This is a genomic window from Flavobacterium sp. KY-23415, assembly GCF_055384985.1.
Genome location: NZ_AP044001.1, coordinates 288,548 through 309,294 on the forward strand (window position 1 = coordinate 288,548; position 20,747 = coordinate 309,294).

At 29.8% G+C, this 20,747-nt stretch carries 21 protein-coding genes; 5 read left to right on the forward strand and 16 right to left on the reverse strand.

Translation table 11 applies throughout. The annotated features are described in order from the left end of the window. The first annotated feature begins 41 nt into the window (after positions 1 to 41). From ACZ49Z_RS01365 to ACZ49Z_RS01385, 5 genes are all read left to right on the forward strand, one after another. Positions 42 to 1,007 (forward strand): KpsF/GutQ family sugar-phosphate isomerase, encoded by a 966-nt coding sequence (locus ACZ49Z_RS01365; RefSeq protein WP_464306412.1) that lies wholly within the window; start codon positions 42 to 44, stop codon positions 1,005 to 1,007. Continuing rightward, positions 1,007 to 1,834 carry a twin-arginine translocase subunit TatC gene (gene tatC / locus ACZ49Z_RS01370; RefSeq protein ID WP_464306413.1) on the forward strand — a complete coding sequence of 276 codons (828 nt, stop codon included), beginning with the start codon at positions 1,007 to 1,009 and terminating at the stop codon, positions 1,832 to 1,834. The genes ACZ49Z_RS01365 and tatC overlap by 1 nt, the downstream gene beginning before the upstream one ends. A 2-nt stretch (positions 1,835 to 1,836) precedes the next feature. Further along, positions 1,837 to 2,187, forward strand: coding sequence for a carboxymuconolactone decarboxylase family protein (locus ACZ49Z_RS01375; protein ID WP_464306414.1), 351 nt, complete (start codon positions 1,837 to 1,839; stop codon positions 2,185 to 2,187). Between the two features lie 145 nt (positions 2,188 to 2,332). Next, positions 2,333 to 3,121: an LPS export ABC transporter ATP-binding protein gene (gene lptB / locus ACZ49Z_RS01380; RefSeq protein ID WP_464306415.1), complete on the forward strand. Its 789-nt coding sequence runs from the start codon at positions 2,333 to 2,335 to the stop codon at positions 3,119 to 3,121. Positions 3,122 to 3,351: 230 nt separating this feature from the next. Beyond that, entirely contained in the window at positions 3,352 to 4,713 is a 1,362-nt protein-coding gene (locus ACZ49Z_RS01385; RefSeq protein ID WP_464304430.1) for a transposase family protein, read from the forward strand. 158 nt (positions 4,714 to 4,871) lie between these two features. Here the strand turns inward: ACZ49Z_RS01385 and ACZ49Z_RS01390 are convergent, their stop codons facing one another. From ACZ49Z_RS01390 to ACZ49Z_RS01465, 16 genes are all read right to left on the reverse strand, one after another. Beyond that, entirely contained in the window at positions 4,872 to 5,369 is a 498-nt protein-coding gene (locus ACZ49Z_RS01390) for a GNAT family N-acetyltransferase (RefSeq protein ID WP_464306416.1), read from the reverse strand. A 121-nt stretch (positions 5,370 to 5,490) separates the two neighbouring features. Beyond that, positions 5,491 to 5,901 carry a hypothetical protein gene (locus ACZ49Z_RS01395; protein WP_464306417.1) on the reverse strand — a complete coding sequence of 137 codons (411 nt, stop codon included), beginning with the start codon at positions 5,899 to 5,901 and terminating at the stop codon, positions 5,491 to 5,493. Positions 5,902 to 6,130: 229 nt separating this feature from the next. Beyond that, the gene (locus ACZ49Z_RS01400) at positions 6,131 to 6,664 is read right to left on the reverse strand and encodes a hypothetical protein (protein ID WP_464306418.1); all 534 of its coding nucleotides are present in this window, start codon (positions 6,662 to 6,664) and stop codon (positions 6,131 to 6,133) included. Positions 6,665 to 7,097: 433 nt separating this feature from the next. After that, positions 7,098 to 7,709, reverse strand: coding sequence for a hypothetical protein (locus ACZ49Z_RS01405; protein ID WP_464306419.1), 612 nt, complete (start codon positions 7,707 to 7,709; stop codon positions 7,098 to 7,100). A 301-nt stretch (positions 7,710 to 8,010) separates the two neighbouring features. Further along, on the reverse strand, positions 8,011 to 9,306 hold the full coding sequence (locus tag ACZ49Z_RS01410) for a Fic family protein (protein ID WP_464306420.1): 1,296 nt from the start codon (positions 9,304 to 9,306) through the stop codon (positions 8,011 to 8,013). 460 nt (positions 9,307 to 9,766) lie between these two features. Beyond that, the gene (locus ACZ49Z_RS01415) at positions 9,767 to 10,219 is read right to left on the reverse strand and encodes a hypothetical protein (RefSeq protein WP_464306421.1); all 453 of its coding nucleotides are present in this window, start codon (positions 10,217 to 10,219) and stop codon (positions 9,767 to 9,769) included. Between the two features lie 516 nt (positions 10,220 to 10,735). After that, positions 10,736 to 11,122 carry a hypothetical protein gene (locus tag ACZ49Z_RS01420; protein WP_464306422.1) on the reverse strand — a complete coding sequence of 129 codons (387 nt, stop codon included), beginning with the start codon at positions 11,120 to 11,122 and terminating at the stop codon, positions 10,736 to 10,738. 562 nt (positions 11,123 to 11,684) lie between these two features. Further along, positions 11,685 to 14,339, reverse strand: a complete 2,655-nt coding sequence (locus ACZ49Z_RS01425) for a TonB-dependent receptor (protein ID WP_464306423.1) — start codon at positions 14,337 to 14,339, stop codon at positions 11,685 to 11,687. Beyond that, positions 14,340 to 15,101 (reverse strand): GLPGLI family protein, encoded by a 762-nt coding sequence (locus ACZ49Z_RS01430; protein ID WP_464306424.1) that lies wholly within the window; start codon positions 15,099 to 15,101, stop codon positions 14,340 to 14,342. Next, positions 15,101 to 15,880 (reverse strand): GLPGLI family protein, encoded by a 780-nt coding sequence (locus ACZ49Z_RS01435; RefSeq protein WP_464306425.1) that lies wholly within the window; start codon positions 15,878 to 15,880, stop codon positions 15,101 to 15,103. The genes ACZ49Z_RS01430 and ACZ49Z_RS01435 overlap by 1 nt, the downstream gene beginning before the upstream one ends. 158 nt (positions 15,881 to 16,038) lie before the next feature. Then, positions 16,039 to 16,278 carry a hypothetical protein gene (locus ACZ49Z_RS01440; RefSeq protein WP_464306426.1) on the reverse strand — a complete coding sequence of 80 codons (240 nt, stop codon included), beginning with the start codon at positions 16,276 to 16,278 and terminating at the stop codon, positions 16,039 to 16,041. A gap of 23 nt (positions 16,279 to 16,301) precedes the next feature. Then, positions 16,302 to 16,553, reverse strand: a complete 252-nt coding sequence (locus tag ACZ49Z_RS01445) for a hypothetical protein (RefSeq protein ID WP_464306427.1) — start codon at positions 16,551 to 16,553, stop codon at positions 16,302 to 16,304. A 334-nt stretch (positions 16,554 to 16,887) separates the two neighbouring features. Beyond that, entirely contained in the window at positions 16,888 to 17,337 is a 450-nt protein-coding gene (locus tag ACZ49Z_RS01450) for a sterol desaturase family protein (RefSeq protein ID WP_464306428.1), read from the reverse strand. Next, the gene (locus ACZ49Z_RS01455; RefSeq protein WP_464306429.1) at positions 17,337 to 18,176 is read right to left on the reverse strand and encodes a phytoene/squalene synthase family protein; all 840 of its coding nucleotides are present in this window, start codon (positions 18,174 to 18,176) and stop codon (positions 17,337 to 17,339) included. The genes ACZ49Z_RS01450 and ACZ49Z_RS01455 overlap by 1 nt, the downstream gene beginning before the upstream one ends. 175 nt (positions 18,177 to 18,351) lie before the next feature. Continuing rightward, positions 18,352 to 19,815, reverse strand: coding sequence for a phytoene desaturase family protein (locus ACZ49Z_RS01460; protein ID WP_464306430.1), 1,464 nt, complete (start codon positions 19,813 to 19,815; stop codon positions 18,352 to 18,354). Between the two features lie 37 nt (positions 19,816 to 19,852). Further along, the gene (locus tag ACZ49Z_RS01465) at positions 19,853 to 20,746 is read right to left on the reverse strand and encodes a MerR family transcriptional regulator (protein WP_464306431.1); all 894 of its coding nucleotides are present in this window, start codon (positions 20,744 to 20,746) and stop codon (positions 19,853 to 19,855) included. Position 20,747: the final 1 nt, after the last annotated feature.

A 20,747-nucleotide genomic window follows, 5' to 3' on the forward strand; every position in this document is an offset into this window, starting at 1 on the left:
AATTTTCTTTATAAATACAAAACATAAATATTTTTTATACTTTGGACACAACAACGACTATATTAAACTCGGCAAGGAACACTATTTTAGCAGAAAGCAAAAGCATATCGGAACTTATAAATTACTTAACAGAAGACTTTGCAGAAGCAACAAAAATAATTTATAATTCGAAAGGAAGATTAGTTATTACTGGTATTGGAAAAAGTGCTATTATTGCTCAAAAAATAGTAGCGACATTAAACTCTACAGGAACGCCTTCTGTTTTTCTCCATGCTGCTGAAGCTGTTCATGGCGATTTAGGAATGGTGCTACCTGATGATGTTATTATTTGTATTTCTAAAAGCGGGAACAGTCCAGAAATTAAAGTTTTAGTCCCTTTGTTAAAGCGTTTTGGCAATATTTTAATTGGAATGACCGCAGATTCAAATTCTTTTCTTGGAAAAGAATCACATTATTTACTACATGCTTATGTAGAAAATGAAGCTTGCCCAAACAATTTAGCACCAACAAATAGTACTACTGCACAATTAGTCCTAGGAGATGCCTTAGCTGTTGCTCTAATGGAAATGAGAAATTTTAAGAGTGAAGATTTTGCCATTTATCATCCCGGTGGTGCTTTAGGAAAAAAATTATTGCTAAAAATAAAGGACATGCTAGACACCACACACACACCTCAAGTTGCTCCAGATGCCAGTATAAAAAAAGTAATAATGGAAATTTCCGAAAAGCGTTTAGGTGTTACTGCTGTAATTGATAATGAAAAAGTGATTGGTATTATTACCGATGGAGACATTAGACGCATGCTTAATAATAATGATACTTTTACACATTTAGTTGCAAAAGATATCATGACTAAAAATCCTAAAAATATTAATTCAAATATTTTAGTATCTGAAGCACTAAGCATATTAGAAAATAATTCTATCACACAATTAGTGGTTATTGACGACACAATTTATAAAGGAATATTACATTTGCATGATATTTTAAAAGAAGGAATTGTATAATGGCAAAAAAAAACATGGGTGAAATGTCTTTTCTAGACCACCTTGAAGAACTGAGATGGTTATTAATTAGAAGCACTATTGCAATATTAATTGGAGCAACAATAGCTTTCTTTTTTAGTGACTTTATTTTTGATCAAATTATTTTTGGACCAAAAAACCCCGATTTTTTCACCTACCATTTCTTTTGCGACCTTTCACAAAAATTTGGTTTAGATGAAAGTTTATGCGTGAGGGAAATTAATCTCCCAATACAAAATAGAGAAATGGGTGGGCAATTCTCTATACATTTATGGACTTCAATAACAGTAGGATTCATTTTCGCATTCCCATTCATATTATGGGAAATATGGAAATTCATTAGTCCTGCTTTATATGACAATGAGAAGAAATATGCTTCTGCATTTATCATTATTTCTTCTTTATTATTCTTTATAGGAGTCTTGTTTGGCTATTACATCATTGCTCCTTTGTCTGTGCAGTTTTTTGCAAGTTATATCGTTAGTGCAGAGATTAACAATTCTATCGATATTACATCCTATATAAGTTTAATGAAAACTTCCGCTATTGCTAGTGGTTTGCTTTTTGAACTACCCATAATAATTTATTTCTTAACAAAACTGGGACTAGTAACGCCTAGTTTCTTAAGAAAATATAGAAAATACACCCTTGTTATTGTGCTTATTTTATCGGCAATTATTACACCACCAGACGTAATAAGCCAAGTCATTGTAGCCATTCCTATAATGATTCTATATGAAATAAGTATTTTAATTAGTGCTGCTGTGATGAAAAAACAAAATACAACAACCGATTTAACAAAATACTAATTATGTCTGACTTAGTAAAAGAATTCAATGATTACCGTTCAAAGATGAACGAAAAATTATTAGCCGATAATAACAAAGTAATTAAACGCATTTTTAATGTAGATACTAATGCCTACATGGAAGGAGCATTAGACGTTAAAACCAAAGAACTTCTTGGCTTGGTTGCTTCTGCTGTTTTACGTTGTGATGACTGTGTTAAATATCATTTAGAAACATCCTATAAAGAAGGCATTACCAAAGAAGAAATGATGGAGGCTATGGGAATTGCTACTCTTGTTGGAGGCTCTATTGTTATTCCTCATTTAAGAAGAGCCTATGAGTTTTGGGAAGCTTTAGAAGAAAATGGTCAGTAAAAAGCAACAATAAAAGTGTTTCAAAAAAAGCACAACATAATTACTATGTTAATCATTTAACAATAAAATTTGAACTCGAATTAAATTTTATATTTTTACAAACCAATTGACTCATTGTCTAAATGTCTAATTGACAAATTAACTTATGAAATTAAGAGCAGAAAATTTAGTAAAGACCTATAAAAAGAGAAGCGTTGTAAAAGGGATTTCTGTAGAAGTAAACCAAGGAGAAATTGTAGGTTTACTTGGTCCAAATGGTGCTGGAAAAACAACTTCTTTCTATATGATTGTGGGTTTAGTGAAACCAAATAGTGGAAATATCTATCTAGACGATATGAATATTACTAATTTTCCAATGTATAAACGTGCACAAAACGGAATTGGTTATTTAGCACAAGAAGCCTCTGTTTTCAGAAAATTAAGCATTGAAGACAACATTCTGAGCGTACTACAACTAACGAATCTTTCAAAAGCAGAACAAGAAGCAAAAATGGAATCGTTAATTGATGAATTTGCACTACAACATATTCGTACCAATAGAGGTGATTTATTATCTGGAGGAGAAAGAAGACGAACAGAAATAGCAAGGGCTTTAGCCACAGATCCAAAATTCATTCTATTAGATGAACCCTTTGCTGGTGTTGACCCTGTTGCGGTAGAAGACATTCAAAGAATTGTAGCACAGTTAAAGAACAAAAATATTGGTATTTTAATCACCGATCATAATGTTCAAGAAACACTTGCCATAACCGACAAAACCTACTTAATGTTTGAAGGTGGTATTCTTAAAGCTGGAAAACCCGAAGAATTAGCAGAAGATGAAGTAGTGAGACGTGTATATCTTGGTCAGAATTTTGAATTGAGAAAGAAAAAAATTGATTTTGATGCTCCAAAAACCACGATTATTCACGGAAAAGGAGAACTTTTGAAATAGACGAATATACTATTCATAAAAAAAGATTGCTGCTCAGTAATCTTTTTTTATTTGGACGAAATTCTCATTTTTCAGAGTCCAATATATCATTTCATGATCTGTTTTTGTTCTTAGGCACATTCACAATTAAATAAATACTTGCTTATCAGTTATTTAATTTGTATTTTAGAAGAAACAAACCCCGAGAATGCTCAAAAAGAGTCAAAAACGGGGTTTTCTTTTAAATATGTATGTCAAAAATAATACGAATAAGTGAATTTCAGCACAAATTGCCTTTAAATATTATCAATGAAGATTTTAATGTTTTTTATGAGCAATTTCTAAAGTCTGATTTAGGTAAAATTCATCTAGCTACACCTTTTTCAGAACTTTCTCAAAGTTTTAAATTGAAAGCGTGCAAAAAAGGTCCAGATTGCATTTTTAGTACTAAAGGTAAGATTGCCTTGATGATGCTAAAAAACTATTATGGTTGTTCTGATGCTAAACTAATCGAGTTGTTAAACGGAAATGTTTACATGCAATACTTTTGTGATATTGTATTACCTCTAGATTCCCCGCTTACAAATTTTAAAATAGTTAGCCAAATAAGAATGGAATTAGCCAAAAAATTAGATGTTCGAAAAGTTCAAGAAACATTAGCTAAAAGCTGGCTACCTTATATGAATGATTTAGACAAAGTCTTGATAGATGCCACTTGTTATGAGAGTGAGTTGCGTTTTCCTACCAATGAGAAACTACTTTGGGAATGTATTGTGTGGAATTACAATCAAATGAAATCATTATGTGGAATTTTAAAAATAAAACTTCCAAGAACCAAATATATTGATTGGTGTAAACGCTACAATGAGTATTCTAGAAAAAGAAAAAAAACAGCAAAGCAACGAACAAAAATGACTCGTGGTCTTCTGAAATTATTATATAAACTTAATGGAGAATTGAGTAAAATTGAAAATCAATATTCCTTTGAGCCAACCACAAAATACAGCAAACAACGCAGAATAATCCGTCTTATTTACCAACAACAATCAAAAATTTTTGCAACAGGAAAAAGCGTTCCCGATAGAATTGTTAGCATAAATAAAAGTTATATTCGCCCAATTGTGCGTGGTAAAGAAGTAAAACAAGTAGAATTTGGAGCAAAAGTAAATAAAATTCAAATTGATGGAATCAATTTTATAGAACATATAGAATACCGTGCCTTTAACGAAGGAACTCGATTTCAAAACAGTATATTTTGCGCACAAAATCTAACTAAAACTAAAGTAAGAATTACTGGAGCTGATGCTATTTATGCCACAAATAAAAACAGAACTTTTTCGTCCACAAATAACATACAAACAGACTTTGTTAGAAAAGGAAAAGCTGGAAAACACGAAGAGCATAGAAAGAAGCTAGCCTCAGAAATTAAAAAAGAAAGAGCTACTCGATTAGAAGGTAGTTTTGGCAAAGAAAAAGAGCACTATAATTTACGAAAGATAAAAGCTAGAACCAAGAAAAGTGAAATGCTTTGGATTTTTTTCGGAATACATACAGCTAATGCTAAAGAAATAGGAAGAAGAATTTACAAAAATCAAACACAACTAGCAGCGTAAAGTATTCAAAAAAATACTTTATAGGAAAAGTGCGTCTTGTTGAGAAATATCAAATTTAAAAATCATAAAAACATATAATTTTTACTACAAAATAAAAAACCTCAATTATATTAATATGAATTGAGGTTTTTATTTAAAGTATTTTTCAAAAAATCTTGTTACTTCTGAATTTGCCTTCTTAAAAAATTAAACTTAGTTAATAGATTTATTGAGCTTACATTTTCTTTTAAACATTTTGCTGTGATTTCTTTTAAAAACTCGTTTGAAAACGCCCAATTAATCAGCTCTTTCACAGCTTCTTCTGCATATCCTTTTCTTCGTTCTTCTTTAATTATGCCATATCCAATATCTGCATTGTTTTCCTCGAAATTGAATCCTTTAAAGCCTAAATCACCAATTACTTCTAATGTCTCCTTTTTGACAATCATCCACGATTCAAAACCTGTTGGTTTTTCTACACTTTCTAGATTAATAATAATTCTAGGTAAAGTTTCTAACACATCTTCGTCAGGCCAATTTTGACTAATTTTCAACCCCATGTTTATGAGAGTCGTATAATCATTATTAAGTATTTCTTCACAAATATTAATTGTATAAGGAACTAACAGTAATCGTTCCGTAAACAGTTTCTCAACCTCAAGCGCTTTAATTTTCATTTTAAAATTCATTATATCTTTTATATAGATCAGCCGTCCAAAGTTAACATTTACAAATCTACATCTCCATACGAAAAGAGCTCAGGATTTACAGAATTAAGAGCTACCTTATTGGTTATGACTACTCAAAAATCGCTCCAATAAACTCACCAATCCCCTCTAATAATCCATCAAAAACACCTCCAAAATCTACCCATGAAGCGTCTATGTCTAAATCAGGAATAGCAAACCAATCTATAGCAGTAGAAGTTGCTAATCCACTTAACATGTCGGTTTTCATTTCGGCATAATTACAAACCTCTCCTGTAATTTCGTGATATGCATCGAAATCGGAATGAGATACAAATATGCACATTGCCCAACAATCCCAATCTACCCCACTAGAATCATAGTACTTAGATTTTTTCGAAGCTTTTTTTACTTCTTCTGGCTTGTAGTATTTCTTCTTTCCGTGTTCAGCTACTAATAGCTTTCCAATAGCTGTGATATATTCCTTTTTATTTGTTGGTGCAGTTGGACATTGATTGCTCATTTCTAGTATAGTTTTTTTCTATTTATACATTCAGTTACAATTAGATTAGGAGTTAATAATCCTGATGTATAAAGTCTTCTAATTTTGTACTATAATATAAAATTATTGACTTCAATATTCCATAAAAATTAATCCTCACCCAAACATAGTGTCATCGTAATTACCTATTAAATTTTACAAGCTCACTCGTTATAAACTTGCATGACACAACAAATAACCAACGTTTTTTTTACCAAAATTTCCACCATGGTTTTGTTTCGCTTTCAAAAGTTTTTGCTGGGGAAATTTCTACAATATGATTATAGTTTAACAAATCGAATTGTGGTAATTCGAATTGTTCTTCAATTGTATTCAGTTTTGTTATTTTTCCACCAAAATCATATTTGTAATTTTCATTTTCAGAATTAACAACATTTACATTATCAAACTCTTTGTCGTTTTTTGACACATAAACTTTTACCCAATCACCTTTAGAAAAGTCATTATTGCTTTTTATGTCTTTAGTTTGGTAATAACCACAAACAACAGGGTTAAAGTTATCTAATCCTTCTGGATATCTAAGATAATTTACAAAATAACTAAATCTTTCAAAATCTGGTGAATTTGTAAAGCATACTAAAAATGAACTCGTACTATGCTGTTTTCTGTACAATTGAATGCCATTAGTATATCCTGTATCTGCATATAGATTGGCAAGATTCATTAAAACATCTTCAATGTTTTGATTTAAAACATTATCAATTATTATATGGTTTTGTTCCATTTTAGATTTCGTTTTTTTTAAATTACAGTTACTATTTATAGGAATAGTAAGGCTTTGTGCACAAAGATGAAGCAAAAAAAAATCAGATACCACAAAAATGTAGTGACTTTTAGCAAAGTTCAAATTTAGTACTTTTTTTTACACTTTGTTTCCTATTAGCTTTATTCCTTATTGATTAATTCGACAATTTCTTTTCCCTTTTTATAAAACGATTTCGGAAAACTCAATTCAGGCTCAGTATTCATTTTCATATATGCTGAAAATATACCCTTAAAATCAGTAAATCATCAGATGGTCTAGCCTATAAAACACTATCATTAATTGGTGTTCAGTGATTACAATGCATCACTTCGGGTGTTCGTGCTTCGCATTCAATGACCCACGGAGTGATAATAAATACCTATAAAAAACAATAAAAACTGAGGAATAAACCTTAGCTGTTGGCAGTAGTTGTTTTTAGAAATTCTACATTTACATTCATCCTATTCAATAGCTCCTCGTTTTCAAACTCAATAAAAGAGCTTTTTATTCCTCTTGAAATAATAAGTCTTGTTATATCATTTTGATAATTGAAATCTTCAATTAAGTTTGTTAAAATATATAATCTCTTTGTATCATTTTGGATAATAAGTTTCCCTTCGTTATAATACCTTATGAAGTTCCCAAGTAAGTATGAGAAAGCGTAGTTGCAATTGTATTCGTCTTTTCTATATTTACTTGCATATACTAAATCAAAAGAGCTAAATTCTATCATAAATAAATCACTACTAGATAAGTAATTATTTAAATTTATAGAATTTACTTTTCCATCTGTAATTTGAATATCATTATTCAAGTCTTTATTTGCTAATATGGCACTTCCAAAATGATTATAAATGTCAATTGCTATAATGTCTTTAGGATTAAATTCATTAATACGAAAGGATGATTCTTTTATTTCGGACTTGAACAAATTATCTGTCATTCCTGATAAGATTAGCTCAGGAATTAATATTAGTTCTTTATCAAACTCTGTCCAAAACATCTTTTTATAGTCTACTTGCATAAATCTTTAGGCTAGTTTTTTTCCAATTATCGCCAACGTCAGTTTGTCTAAAACACTTCGTTTGTGCTATTTTAGATTCTATTGTAAAGTAAAAATAGCTGATTTAAGTTACATAAAAAAACTTTTTAGGCAACTCCATAAGGGTAGACATGAAATAGGTGAGCCTGTCCTGATCTAGCCGAAGGATTCAACCACGGTTTACTTCACTTTTAGTATTGGTGCTTTTTGTGTTCAGTGATTACAATTCATTGTTCGTGCTTCATATGCAACGAAACTCTAGCTGTTGTGTGACGTTAATTATTTATTTTAAAAAGTCATCAATTCTCTTTTTGTTCTTTAAAGTATATTTAAAAGGCTTTGTAGATTTATCTTCACTTATTATATCAAGCTTAATTAATTCGTTTAAATCTCTGCTAGCAGTTTGTCTTACAATTTCATATTTATCACTATATGAATTTAAAGTTACATTGTTCTTTTCTTTCAAATATAAAAAGCCTACTAAATCGGCTTGTCTTTTGTTTAAGCCTTTGTTTAAAAGTTCATATGATACTAAATTTGCCTTTTTTCTTTCTTCCGATTTTTTATCTCGATATTGGATTAGTTTTTCAAAAGCTACTCTAATGTTCTTAATTGAATAAATAATAAAATAGTTTAAATCATTATTGTCATATTCCGTTTTTAAAAAGGCTTTGTCATATTGAGTTCTAGATTCTAAAATAACCCTAGAGATTGAAATATTTTTAACCAACACATACCCTTTTTTTAGTAAAAACCAATAAAACAAAGCCCTAGCTGTTCGTCCATTTCCATCTTTAAAAGGATGGATGAAACCAATCATGAAGTGGATGATAGAAGCTTTGATGATGGGATGTATAAAACTTTTGTCATTATTGATAAAATCGCATAGTTCACCCATAAGTAATTCAACTTCTTCCCAATCAGGTGGAATGTGTGCAATCTCACCATCAACATGATCAGTTACAAAAACTTCACCTTTTCTAAAATCTCCAGAATATTTTTCAGCTTCAGTATTAGCGGTCATTATTCTATGTAATTCTAAAATAATTTTAAAATCAATTTTAGAATTTACAAACTCTCCTATATATTCGATTGCTCTTAAGTTATTGAAAATCATTTGTTCAGATTCATTTCTGGGATTTCTTCCAGATTTAAGCATATCTCTTGCAACTTCGGTGGTAGTTGCAGCACCTTCGACTTGGGAAGAAGCAACAGCTTCTTCAAGAAGAGAATTTTTAAAAAATTCAATTCTATCTGAAGGTAAAATTGGATTTTCTTGCAATCCCCCCATCAACTTTAAATCAAAGTCATGTAAATTTTTAGAAATGAATTGAGATATGAAGTATTGAAATTTGTATTTTCCAAATTCAATACTTTCATATTTACTAGTTCGGTATGTTTTTAATAATGTCCAATTGTCAATTTGAGAGTCGAAAGGAACTTCTTTTTTGTATTTGAAGTCATCCCAATAATAATATTTTTCATCGGATTTTATAATAAAATCTTCAAATTCACCTTTCCAAATTCTTTGGAGGTAATCTATATTTAAATTGAATATAGGTGGTTTTTCAAGTTTCATATTAAACATTGTTAAATTGTTATTCAAAATTAACAATGTTTAAGTTAACATGCAAGTTTTTGGTTTAAATATTGTACAACGTCAGTTTGTCTAAAACACTTCGTTTGTGCTATTTTAGATTCTATTGTAAAGTAAAAATAGCTAATTTAAGTTACACAAAAAAACTTTTAGACAACTCCATAAAGGTAGATATGAAATAGGTGAGCCTGTCTTGATCTAGCCGAAGGATTCAACCACGGTTTACTTCACTTTTAGTATTGGTGCTTTTTGTGTTCAGTGATTACAATGCATTACTTCGTCTGTTCGCTTTGCTCGGGTGTTCGTGCTTCGCATTCAATGACCCACAGTCTGTTCGCTTTGCTCGGGTGTTCGTGCCTCGCATTCAATGACCCACAGAGTGATGATGAATACCTATAAAAACAATAAAACTTGTAAATAAACTCTAGTTGTTACCAGCAGTTTATTTTTCTACATCTAAAGTCATTTTACCAGGAATTTTTATAACTCTTCCATTGTACGGCATTTTTAGAAGAAGTTCAAGCGTATCTTCTTCAATTGTTTTTGGTGTAAATTGAAATTCAAACCTTGTCTGATTACTTTCACCAACCTTAATTTCTTTATTGCCTTCGAGTTTATAAATTTCATATTTCGGCAAAGTCTTATTGAAAGTTTGAAGCAACATAACAATTTCATTTTTCTTTCCAACTTTGATAACTTTTGTATTAGGAATTCCAATCAATATTTGAGAGTATAAAAAGTCTGCCTCGACTTTTTTCAGAGAATCTTTCAACTTTAAATTTTCTCTTTCGAGAAAAGAGATTTCCTCAATAAGCTTCTCTTTTTCAGTTGATTTTTCAGAGTTACAACTGATTGTTGTTAGGATGTAGATGATTGATATTATTGCGTTTTTCATAAATTGCTAGTAACGTCAGTTTGTCTAAAACCTTTCGTTTGTGTTATTTTAGATTCTATTGTAAAGTAAAAATAACGGATTTAAGCTACACTAAAAACTTTTTTGCATGCATTTTTTATCATACATCGGCAATAAATAAAACTCAAATTCCTGTGAAAGTTAATTTTATAACTAAGAGTACTTATATACATCAGTAAAGGAAATCACTCAAAAAACCGACTAATGTTGACTTCAAAAAAAAGAGGTACAAACACCTCTTGTCATTCTCTCTCAAAACTTTACCAAAAACCCATAATAATGGAAGTAGAGCAGTTTACTTCACTCAACATTATTTTTTATAGGAGTTCAGTGAATATATTTCGTTCTTGGCTCTTCGAGCCCAACGACCCACGGAGTGAAGATGAATACTTATAAAAAACAATAAAAATTGACGAATAAACCTTAGGTGTTGTAGCCAGTTTTTTTTTAATTATTCTTTTAACTCTTAAAAGTTATTTATTATTTAAAAAGCAAACATTAGGCTGAAATTGGAAATAGTCCAATTTTTAGTGTAATAATTATTTCTAGATTTTCATTTAATAAAGTTTCATTAGAAAATAAATTAAATTTTAGATTTGATTCTTTAACTTTTATAGATTCTGGATTATTAAATACAATTTTATATTGTCCCGAATTGTTAATATTTATAGTAAGTATTTTTTTAGCTCTCTTACCATTTACATAAGTTTGTACTGGCCAAAATGCTTTCTTACTTTCTATTTTCTCATTAGTTTTATTGTTAATAAGTGAAATTGAAAAATTATTAAGAGTAATCCCAAAACCGCCAAGTAAAAAAATCTTGTAAGTACCAACTTCTAAACTAATCTCTTCATTTTGACTATTAATGTTTATTATTTTGCTCATTTTTTAAATTGGCTATAACTTATTTATATACTCAGTTTTTTGTAAAATAGTTGAGCATAGCTACCCAATTTTGGGTGTATATGCACTATAAAATAGGGCTTTTCAAATATATCATTTTCTCCTTAGAAATCATCAAATTTTCTTATGTATATTCAACTTGTTATAAATATTGGTGCGGTAAAAGCTTTGTTTTTCTTGTTGCGGTTTAAAAATGACAATTTTATTGCAAGTGCATTAACGTAATTACTATAGGAGGGTGCTCTAATGCACTGTGCTTCATAGCAGGTTACTATAGGAGGGTGCCCTAATGCACTGTGCATCATAGTAGGTTACTATAGGAGGGTGCCCTAATGCACTGTGCATCATAGTGGGTTACTATAGGAGGGTGCCCTAATGCACTGTGCTTCATAGCAGGTTACTATAGGAGGGTGCCCTAATGCACTGTGCATCATAGTGGGTTACTATAGGAGGATGCTCTAATGCACTGTGCTTCATAGCAGGTTACTATAGGAGGATGCCCTAATGCACTGTGCTTCATAGCAGGTTACTATAGGAGGGTGATTTAAAAGCTATAATTACAAGTAAACAAAAAAGTTCTTGGAATGATATTACTCGAATATACATTGGTATAGTAATCGGAAGTGTTTATTTCTATAAAGTTTTCGTTGTTCAGCAAATTCTTCCCTGTAAAACTAAATGTGAAACGCTTATCACTGGGGATGTATTTAACAAAAAAATCAACGAAGTTATACTCTGTTTCTTGACCTGTTGCATAAAAGTCATAGGCAACATTTGCAAACCATTTTTTATGGGGTTTACATAGCAGTTTAAACGAATTGCTATAGCTTATGTTTTGAAAGCTCTGATTATTATTACTCGTACTCTTTCTGAAATTGTATTTTACTATGTTTTCAAAATTGAGCACCCCATCAAAAGCAGATTTCATAAAGAACTCCGATATTGAATAGTTGCTTTGGTTATTTCTTATATCTGAGCTATTGATAAAGTTTTTATAATTTGAAATACCATAATAGGTTTTTAATCGAATGGTTGTTTCAATAAAGTGTAAATATTTTTCTATAAGGAAATTGGCTCCCTTAGAACTAAAGTCTTCATTCGAATAAAAATATTCTATTTGTGTTGTATTTTGATCTATGTTTAAATTGGAGAAAAAGTTTCCTGTATTGACGTTATAGTTTATTCCAAAATTCATTTGAAACTGTTTATACAAATCATAAATGTTATAGCTCAGATTATAATTTGCTGTTTTTTGCAATTCAAAACTAGGAATACTACGCATTGACGTTCTATTACTAATTAGCAGATTATTTGTTAGTAAATACTTATCCGATAGTACGTTTGTTCTAGAGCCTAGTCCAAAACTTAAACTTGAAACGCTATTCAATTTATAATTAAAATTTATGCTAGGCTCAATAATTATAGCATCATTTCTCTTTTTGTTGTTATTCTCAATATCATTTAGATATTGATTCAAGAAAGACACGTTTAGTGTTGCCGCAATTTTCCAGTTTCTCCAATCGTAATTAAAATCATTATCGAAGAATATTTTAGACTTGGTATAGTTAATACTATTGCTACTAACAATGTCTGTACCTAAATTTTTGTCTACTAGATTAGAACGTATTGGGTTATTATCAAATTGAAGACCAATATTGGTGCTGTATTTCGCATTCTTTATTTTTCCAATAATACTGTTTTGAATATCAAAAAATATCTTTTTGGATTGCACATTTTGTACTGCATTTAAAAAAGTTGTATTTGAGTTTTCGGGTGAAATATCAAAGGTTTGCTCTAATTTATCAAATGTTTGATGCGATGTTAATTGATATGCTTTTTTATCTGAAAGTCTTTTAGTATATAGAATTTTCGATTTTACAAAAACATCATCGGATACTAAATTGGTGTTAAAGTTTTGATTACCATTTTGTATTAGAGAAGCATTGCTCTTTATTTTCTCTTTACTAACTAAAACAGTATAATCTATTGAAGAAGATGCAGAAGAAAAATGTTTTAATTCGAAATCGGCTCTTAGTAGGGTTGGTTTTTTATTTGAAACAGTATTATCACTTGTAACAAAGTTTTGGTTATTTATTGTATTATTTGTTTCGTTTAGTGTTACTGAAGATATGACGTCTTTAACAAAATAAAGATTTGATTTGTAATTAGTGTTTAAACTTTTTTTATAGGAGATATTATAATTACCGAATGTTGTATTATTTAAGACTGTTCTTTTATTATCTAGAGTGTTTAAAAAATTAAATTCCGGAATAATTTTATTGCTTTTGAATTTCTGAATAGTATATTCATTTCTACTCATTGAACTTCCAAAATAATTAAATGGCGTATAGTTTAAAGCAATATTGTTGAAACTAAGTGTGCCAAAAGATTTTAGTTTTGAAGAAACGGTTAAAAAATTAAAATCGGAATCCGTTGCTAGTTTTTCTTCTTTAAATGTACCCGAAGAGGTATTTATACTTCCTGAAATATCGGTGATGTTTTTTTTAAGTTTAAGATTTAAGGCAACTTTCCCTCCTGCTTCTAAGCCTTTTAACAACTTGTTGCTAGAAAAATTTTCAATGGCTTGCACTTGTTCTATCATGCTAACGTTGATGTTTTTGGTTCCAATGGTATAATTACCACTAAACAAATCGTCACCATCTAATTGCACTGTTTCTACCGACTTTCCTTTGTATTTTATTTCTCCTGTATCATCGTTTACTTCCATGCCGGGAAGTTTTTTTATAACATCTTGAATTTTTCTATCAGAGTCATCTGTGTAGGAAGAAACATTAAAATTTACCGTATCTTTTAATTGTTGATAGGGTCTCTTTTTGGCTACTATTTCTATTTCCTTTAGATTGAAACTCATTTCTTTTTCTAAAACAAAATTGTTTGTATAGGTTTTCGTTTTTTCTGGGTTTTGAATTGTTATATTAACTTTATCATAGTTAATTGCACCTACTTCAATATAGATGGAACGATATTCTTTTTTTAGCGTAATGTGATATTCGCCATTCCTAGCGATTGCAAATTCTTTGATTCCTTTGGCATAGGCAGAATCTTTAACGATTAGGTTTGCCACTGGAATGGATTGATTATCTATAGTCGTTATTTTTCCTTTTATTGTTTGTGCGTTACAATTAAAACACTTTATTAAAACAATAAAAAAGAGTGTCGTTTTGATTTTTAAATTCATTTATTCAAAAACTATTAAAGGAAAATCTAATTCATTTATAGTAACTTTGATCCCTCCATCTGGATTTTTAGATTTTCTATATTTAAAATTTCGCTCAGAAAACTCATAAATTAGTTTATAATTTTTTTCTATATCTCCTTGCATTTCATAGGGTGCAGATGTATAAATAAACGAAGTATTTTGTATTTTTTTTATAGCGGTTACATAAAAGTTATGATGATTATCTTTACTATGTGCCTCTAGAATTAACCCTGGCAAACCATACAATTTCCAAGGACCGTCACTGACAGGAATATCTGCAGTAAACCACACAATAAATGTTCTCCCGAAAATCTCGGTAATGGCTTTTTGACATTTATAGTCAAGAATAGTTTTATACTCGTCTGTAATGGTATATTCTTTTAAACAAGACTTCTCTTTAAACAAAGCACCCGCAGCGCTTCGGGTATGGATAGAGTCGTTCTTAAAAATTTTTGTAACCACATAGCCAATACTATCGCCTTGTACTTCATTTTGATTTTTTTTATAATATTCTTCATAAAAATCTTTTTTAGGATAGTGATTTTCTTGTTCTGGCACACCATTTATTACCCTATCTTTTATGAATTTAGATTGTATATTATCGGTATATAAATAGCATTTTGATATTGTTTTGGTTGAACCAAAACTATCATTTGATTCTGTAATGTAGTCATATTCTACTTTGTATTGTGAAAATGAGAAAGTAGTGATAAAAAAAAGAAGTATAATTTGATGTTTCATTATTCGAAATTTGTTATTGGCATTTCTAAATTATCAACTTTAAGTTTTAAAGTAGTTCCTTCTGCATTTTTAGATTTCCCATATTTAAATCTTTTTTCCTTAGCATCTAAATACTCTTTAATAAATGTGGCTTTATCCATTTCTTTATCATAAGGGAATTGAAAAAACAATGAACTAAATGGTGTTGTTTTTCTCATGCTAGTCAGCTTAAATTCATGTCTTCGGTCTGAACTTTCAGCATAAAGAATCAAACCTGGCACTCCTTTCAATTTCCAAGGGCCATCATGAATAGCTATCTCATTTGTAAACCAGACTTCAAAAGTTCTGAATTCATTTTTGATTATGGCTTTTTGACAATTATAATTTTCTATCATTTTAAATTCATGTATCAATTCAACTTCTAGAACATTGGTATCGAGAAACTTTATGTATTTTTTCCTAGGAGCATCATGCAAACGCACAAAGACACTATCGTTATAATTATTTTTTATGACAACTTCACCAATGCTATCACCAGGATCAGTTCTTGCAATAGATTGCATTAATGCTAAAAATTCTGAATCTGCGTTAAAGTGTTCCACTTCATTTTTTCCATTTATCACTCTGTTTTTTACAAACTTAGAATGAATACCATCTGTATATAAATAGGTTTTTAATGTGATGGCAGAACTTAGATTATCCCCAACAAAACTTTTCATTGTATAATCATATTGTATTTCATATTGCGAAAAGATGCAAAGAGGCAAGGATATAAAAAAAACTAAAATGTATTTTTTCATATGTGTAAAATTTTATTTGTCATAGGTCACATATGTTATCGCCTTTATTTCGTTGTTTTTATTTGCAACAAACTTGTTGTAGATGACGATTTCATAATTTTAAATATAATCTGACGATAAATCTAGTTCTCGTCAGATTAAAGTTGTTTAATTAATTCTTATTCTGCTGTTTCAGTAACATTTTTAGCAAGATTTGCATAAGCATTTTTTCTTGCTTCACTACAGGTTTCCGCAGTTCCTGTTCCTGTAAAAGTATCTCCATTAGAATCTTCCATAGTAACTGTTACAGTACAGCTTCCATTCTCTTTATTGATAATTACTTTTTCAGTGTTTGCCTTTTCATTTGCTTGAATCATAAAAGTTGAAGCGAACACCAAACATACTATTAATTTTTTCATAATAAATTATTTAATGATTTTTATTAACTATGTAATCTTGCTCTAGCGTCAGCTTCTGCTTCTTCACAAGTTGCACCTGTTCCTGTTGCACTAATACGTTCAGTAAAAAAAGAACCTGCGATTTGGAATTTTACTGTGGCATAAATTGTTATAGTACAATGATCCTCAGTTTTTTGATTAATGGTAGTACTTAATACCTGAATTTGAACATCTTTAACTTCCGCATTTTTAGTATCATTCGCAAAAGTAAATGAACTTGTGACTAGTAAAGCCACTACTACAAAATTTTTAATTTTCATATTAAAAAGATATAATTATCCCATTAAGGTCTTGGATGTTAAAACGACCTATTTTTAGTATTTTATAGTTATACTCAACTTATCATTGGCCAAATGATTTACTATAATAATTTTTTTTTGGGAAGTTTGGTTAATTTGTTTGTACCAAAAGTAATACAAAACCCTACAATCTTAAATACAGATTTTCTGTAAAAATTGTTAAAATTTACTAAATACAAAAATCGTCCTTTTTAAGAATCAAACACTTATATAAACAAAAAAAAATCCCCGAAAGGATTTTTGAAAATAGAATGATATGATTTGTGAATTTTTACATTGAAAAATATTTCTTTGGCACATACAGCATTCCAAAACATTCTCCATGTTCTTTTCCTAAATGTTTGTGGTGTATTTTATGTGCTTTTCTCAATCCAACTAAATATTTATTTTTTGTATTCTTGAACCATTTGAAACGTTGGTGAATGAGAACATCGTGTATTAGAAAATAGGCTATCCCGTAGCATAATATACCTAGACCAATAAAAAACAAATAGTTTAATTCTGGTGTTACTCCAAAATAGAATAATAAAATGCTTGGTATGGCAAATATGACAAAAAAGGCATCATTTTTTTCAAAAACTCCTTGATACCTTGGTTGATGATGGTCTTCATGCAGATACCACAAAAAACCATGCATTACAAATTTATGTGTGAGCCAAGTTATTCCTTCCATACAAAGGAAAGTAACAAGTGTAGTTAGTGCGAAATATAGGATTGACATTATACGATGATATTTAATTGATAACGAAGATAAGATTTTCCTAGAATTAACATCTTTAAAGGATTTGAAACACGAATACGTTTACTTAAAAACTCCTCTGGTTGTGTTTTGTTTATTTTTTTCATTAAACTTTTATAATAACGATAGGCTGTATAAACTCCAAATTTTGCTTCCGAAGGTAATTGTACTATCCCTTTAAAGGCTTCTTCAAAATCGGCGTTAATTTCGGCTACAATTTGTTTTTTATTCTCGCTTGTTAATGATGAAAAATTAACCCCTGGAAAATATACTCTTCCTAAACTCTCATAATCATGTTTTAAATCTCTCAAAAAATTCACTTTCTGAAAGGCTGAACCCAACTTCATTGCGCTTTCTTTCAATTCATTATATTTTGTAGTATCTCCTTTTACAAAAACTTTCAGACACATTAACCCAACAACATCGGCAGAACCAAAAATATACTCTTGATATTCTTCAACAGATGCATATTCTTTTTTAGTTAAATCCATTCGCATACTTTTCATAAATGGAGCTACCAAATCATGAAGTCCATATTCATGAACCACTTTTTGGAATGCATTCAAAACAGGATTAAGACTTATTTTTCTATCTAGTGCTTTTTGATACTCTTCTTCAAATTCATCCAACAAAAGTTCTTGTTCATAACCTTCAAAAGAATCTACAATTTCGTCAGCACAACGAACAAAACCATAAATAGCATAAATTTCATCTTGAATGTCTGGTGACAACATCTTTATTGCCAACGAAAAAGAGGTACTATACTTCTTTGTTATTACTTTACTGCACTCTAAAGAGGCTACGTCAAACAATGCTTTCATATGTAGGTATTTATTTGTTTTTATAGATCATATAATATCGCCTTTTCTTTATTAGTACTTGTTTGCAACAAACTTATTGTTAGTGGCGATTTCCTATGTTAAAATTTTATTGGTCTGTTCTTTACTGTTTTATTTCATCTATTTTTATTACAACTTATGGTTAATAACTATAGAATCATGTATATTCTTTTATAATTTTTTCACTCACTATTTTACCCGAAATTAATGATGGTGGAACACCTGGTCCTGGAACAGTTAATTGTCCTGTGAAAAATAAATTTTGAACTTTTTTACTCTTTATTTTTGGTCTTAAAAATGCTGTTTGGGTTAGAATATTAGCTAAACCATAGGCATTTCCTTTATAGGAATTATAATCTTTAATAAAATCGTTCACACAATAGGATTCTACAAACATTACATCATCTTTTAACGATTGTTTGGTTGTCTTTTCTAATCTGTCTATTATAATATCAAAATATTTTTCTCTAATTTCTGCTGTATCTTCCAATCCTGGTGCAATGGGGATTAGAAAAGTGGCAGCTTCTTTGCCTTCTGGTGCAAAAAACGAATCGGTTTTAGAAGGAAAGCTTGCATAATACAACGGATTTTTAGGCCATACTTTAGTATCGTAAATTTCTTTTGCATGTGGCTCAAAAGGAGTATCAAAAAACAATGTGTGATGTGATACATTTTCTACCTTCTTATTAAAACCAACATAGAACAACAAAGAGGATGGTGCAAAAACTTTTTTATCCCAATATTTTTCAGAATACACTCTGTATTTTTCTTCTAACAATTGTTCTGAATGATGATAATCGGCACCGCTTAGAACAATATCGGCAAAAAGATTTTTATCAGTTAAAGCAACACCAATAGCTTTATTATCTTTTACTAAAACTTTATTTACGTTTGCATTTGTAATAATTGTGACACCTAATTCTGTTGCCAATTTTTCCATTGCCTCAATGACACTATACATTCCTTTCTTTGGATGCCAAGTGCCTAATCCAAAATCGGCAAAATTCATAAAACTATAGAACGATGGTGTGTTTGATGGTTTTGCACCTAGAAACAACACAGGAAATTCTAAAACCTTAATTAATTTATCGTTCTTGAAACGTTTTCTAACCTGTTGACTAATGGTTGAAAAAAATTGCCCTACTCTTGTTATTGTTGCTGCACTTACTAACTCTAAAGGTGAATCTCCTGGTTTATAGACCATTTTATCAACTGCAATAGCATAGTTATCTTGTGCTTCTTTTATAAATGCACGTAATTTTTTTTCACTTCCTTTTTCAATTCCTTCAAAAGTTGCAGCGATGTCATCAAGATTATCTGAAATTGTAATTTTCTCGCTATTTTCAAAATAAACATCATAAGCAGGTGATAATTTCTCTAATCTATAATAATCGGATACTTTTTTACCAAAATCTCTAAAAAATTTCTCAAAAACATCAGGCATCCAATACCACGTTGGACCAATATCGAAATGAAAACCGTCTTTAGATAATCTTCTTGCTCTCCCTCCAATTGTATTATTCTTCTCCAACACAGTAACATCATTACCAGCTTGCGCTAAATAGCATGCTGCTGAAAGTGATGCAAAACCAGACCCAATAACAATTATTCTTTTTTTCATCTCCTATTTTTTTTGATTATGATTTAATGAGTATGGTTTATACGTCTAACATTAAATTTTGTATTCCGTCATATACCTTAATTTTATTATATGTATTGGTTACAAATTGAACTTGTTTCCCCAATAAATACAATTTATTATTGGTTTCCTTTAGTATAGTTTCGTCGAATTCCTTGAGATAATTCTCTATTTCGTCTTGTTCTGGTTTAACCGTAAAATAAGACACAAAACAAACTTCGTTGAAATAGTCTTTCATTTCTACTAAATCTTCCATTGGCACACTTTCTCCTAAATACAAGACAGTATAACCTTTGTTTAGCAACAAATAATTAACAAAAACTAATCCTAGTTCATGAATCTCATTTAAAGGTAAATACAAAACAAATACTTTCTCTCTATGAAATTTATTCTCTGCATGCAATTTTTCTATTTCTGTGAATAACTTCTGCCTGATTAATGAGCTTATGAAGTGCTCGTGAATTGGTTTTAATGTGGATGTTTGCCACAACACTCCAATTTCATCTAGAAGAGGAATAAATACTTCATAGAATATTTGTTCAAAAGATTTTGTTTCTGTAAGTTTTTTGTAGTTCTGATGAAACAATTGTGTGTCAAAATTGAACATTGCATATTTGAAAGAAGTAATCGCCAAAGAAGCGCTATTCTTTTCAGAATATATTTGTTTCACCAATTCATTAATTTCATCAATAGATAAAGAAGAAATCTTAGATATTTTATATCCGAAATTATTTAAAAAAGTAATGTTTAATAATTTCAATAAATCATCAGAGTCATACGACCGAACATTGTGCTCATTTCTATCTGGAGAAAAAATTGAATACCTTTTTTCCCATATTCTAATAGTATGCGCCTTTATTCCAGATAGGTTTTCTAGATCCTTAACGCTAAAAGTATTTTTAATTTTGTTCATC

What these genes read in the sequence shown, in the direction of transcription:
- tatC (WP_464306413.1), top strand. Translation starts at nt 1,007, where the DNA reads ATGGCAAAAAAAAACATGGGTGAAATGTCTTTTCTAGACCACCTTGAA.
- ACZ49Z_RS01375 (WP_464306414.1), top strand. Translation starts at nt 1,837, where the DNA reads ATGTCTGACTTAGTAAAAGAATTCAATGATTACCGTTCAAAGATGAAC.
- lptB (WP_464306415.1), top strand. Translation starts at nt 2,333, where the DNA reads ATGAAATTAAGAGCAGAAAATTTAGTAAAGACCTATAAAAAGAGAAGC.
- ACZ49Z_RS01385 (WP_464304430.1), top strand. Translation starts at nt 3,352, where the DNA reads ATGTCAAAAATAATACGAATAAGTGAATTTCAGCACAAATTGCCTTTA.
- ACZ49Z_RS01390 (WP_464306416.1), bottom strand. Translation starts at nt 5,369, where the DNA reads ATGAAAATTAAAGCGCTTGAGGTTGAGAAACTGTTTACGGAACGATTA.
- ACZ49Z_RS01395 (WP_464306417.1), bottom strand. Translation starts at nt 5,901, where the DNA reads ATGAGCAATCAATGTCCAACTGCACCAACAAATAAAAAGGAATATATC.
- ACZ49Z_RS01400 (WP_464306418.1), bottom strand. Translation starts at nt 6,664, where the DNA reads ATGGAACAAAACCATATAATAATTGATAATGTTTTAAATCAAAACATT.
- ACZ49Z_RS01405 (WP_464306419.1), bottom strand. Translation starts at nt 7,709, where the DNA reads ATGCAAGTAGACTATAAAAAGATGTTTTGGACAGAGTTTGATAAAGAA.
- ACZ49Z_RS01410 (WP_464306420.1), bottom strand. Translation starts at nt 9,306, where the DNA reads ATGAAACTTGAAAAACCACCTATATTCAATTTAAATATAGATTACCTC.
- ACZ49Z_RS01415 (WP_464306421.1), bottom strand. Translation starts at nt 10,219, where the DNA reads ATGAAAAACGCAATAATATCAATCATCTACATCCTAACAACAATCAGT.
- ACZ49Z_RS01420 (WP_464306422.1), bottom strand. Translation starts at nt 11,122, where the DNA reads ATGAGCAAAATAATAAACATTAATAGTCAAAATGAAGAGATTAGTTTA.
- ACZ49Z_RS01425 (WP_464306423.1), bottom strand. Translation starts at nt 14,339, where the DNA reads ATGAATTTAAAAATCAAAACGACACTCTTTTTTATTGTTTTAATAAAG.
- ACZ49Z_RS01430 (WP_464306424.1), bottom strand. Translation starts at nt 15,101, where the DNA reads ATGAAACATCAAATTATACTTCTTTTTTTTATCACTACTTTCTCATTT.
- ACZ49Z_RS01435 (WP_464306425.1), bottom strand. Translation starts at nt 15,880, where the DNA reads ATGAAAAAATACATTTTAGTTTTTTTTATATCCTTGCCTCTTTGCATC.
- ACZ49Z_RS01440 (WP_464306426.1), bottom strand. Translation starts at nt 16,278, where the DNA reads ATGAAAAAATTAATAGTATGTTTGGTGTTCGCTTCAACTTTTATGATT.
- ACZ49Z_RS01450 (WP_464306428.1), bottom strand. Translation starts at nt 17,337, where the DNA reads ATGTCAATCCTATATTTCGCACTAACTACACTTGTTACTTTCCTTTGT.
- ACZ49Z_RS01455 (WP_464306429.1), bottom strand. Translation starts at nt 18,176, where the DNA reads ATGAAAGCATTGTTTGACGTAGCCTCTTTAGAGTGCAGTAAAGTAATA.
- ACZ49Z_RS01460 (WP_464306430.1), bottom strand. Translation starts at nt 19,815, where the DNA reads ATGAAAAAAAGAATAATTGTTATTGGGTCTGGTTTTGCATCACTTTCA.
- ACZ49Z_RS01465 (WP_464306431.1), bottom strand. Translation starts at nt 20,746, where the DNA reads ATGAACAAAATTAAAAATACTTTTAGCGTTAAGGATCTAGAAAACCTA.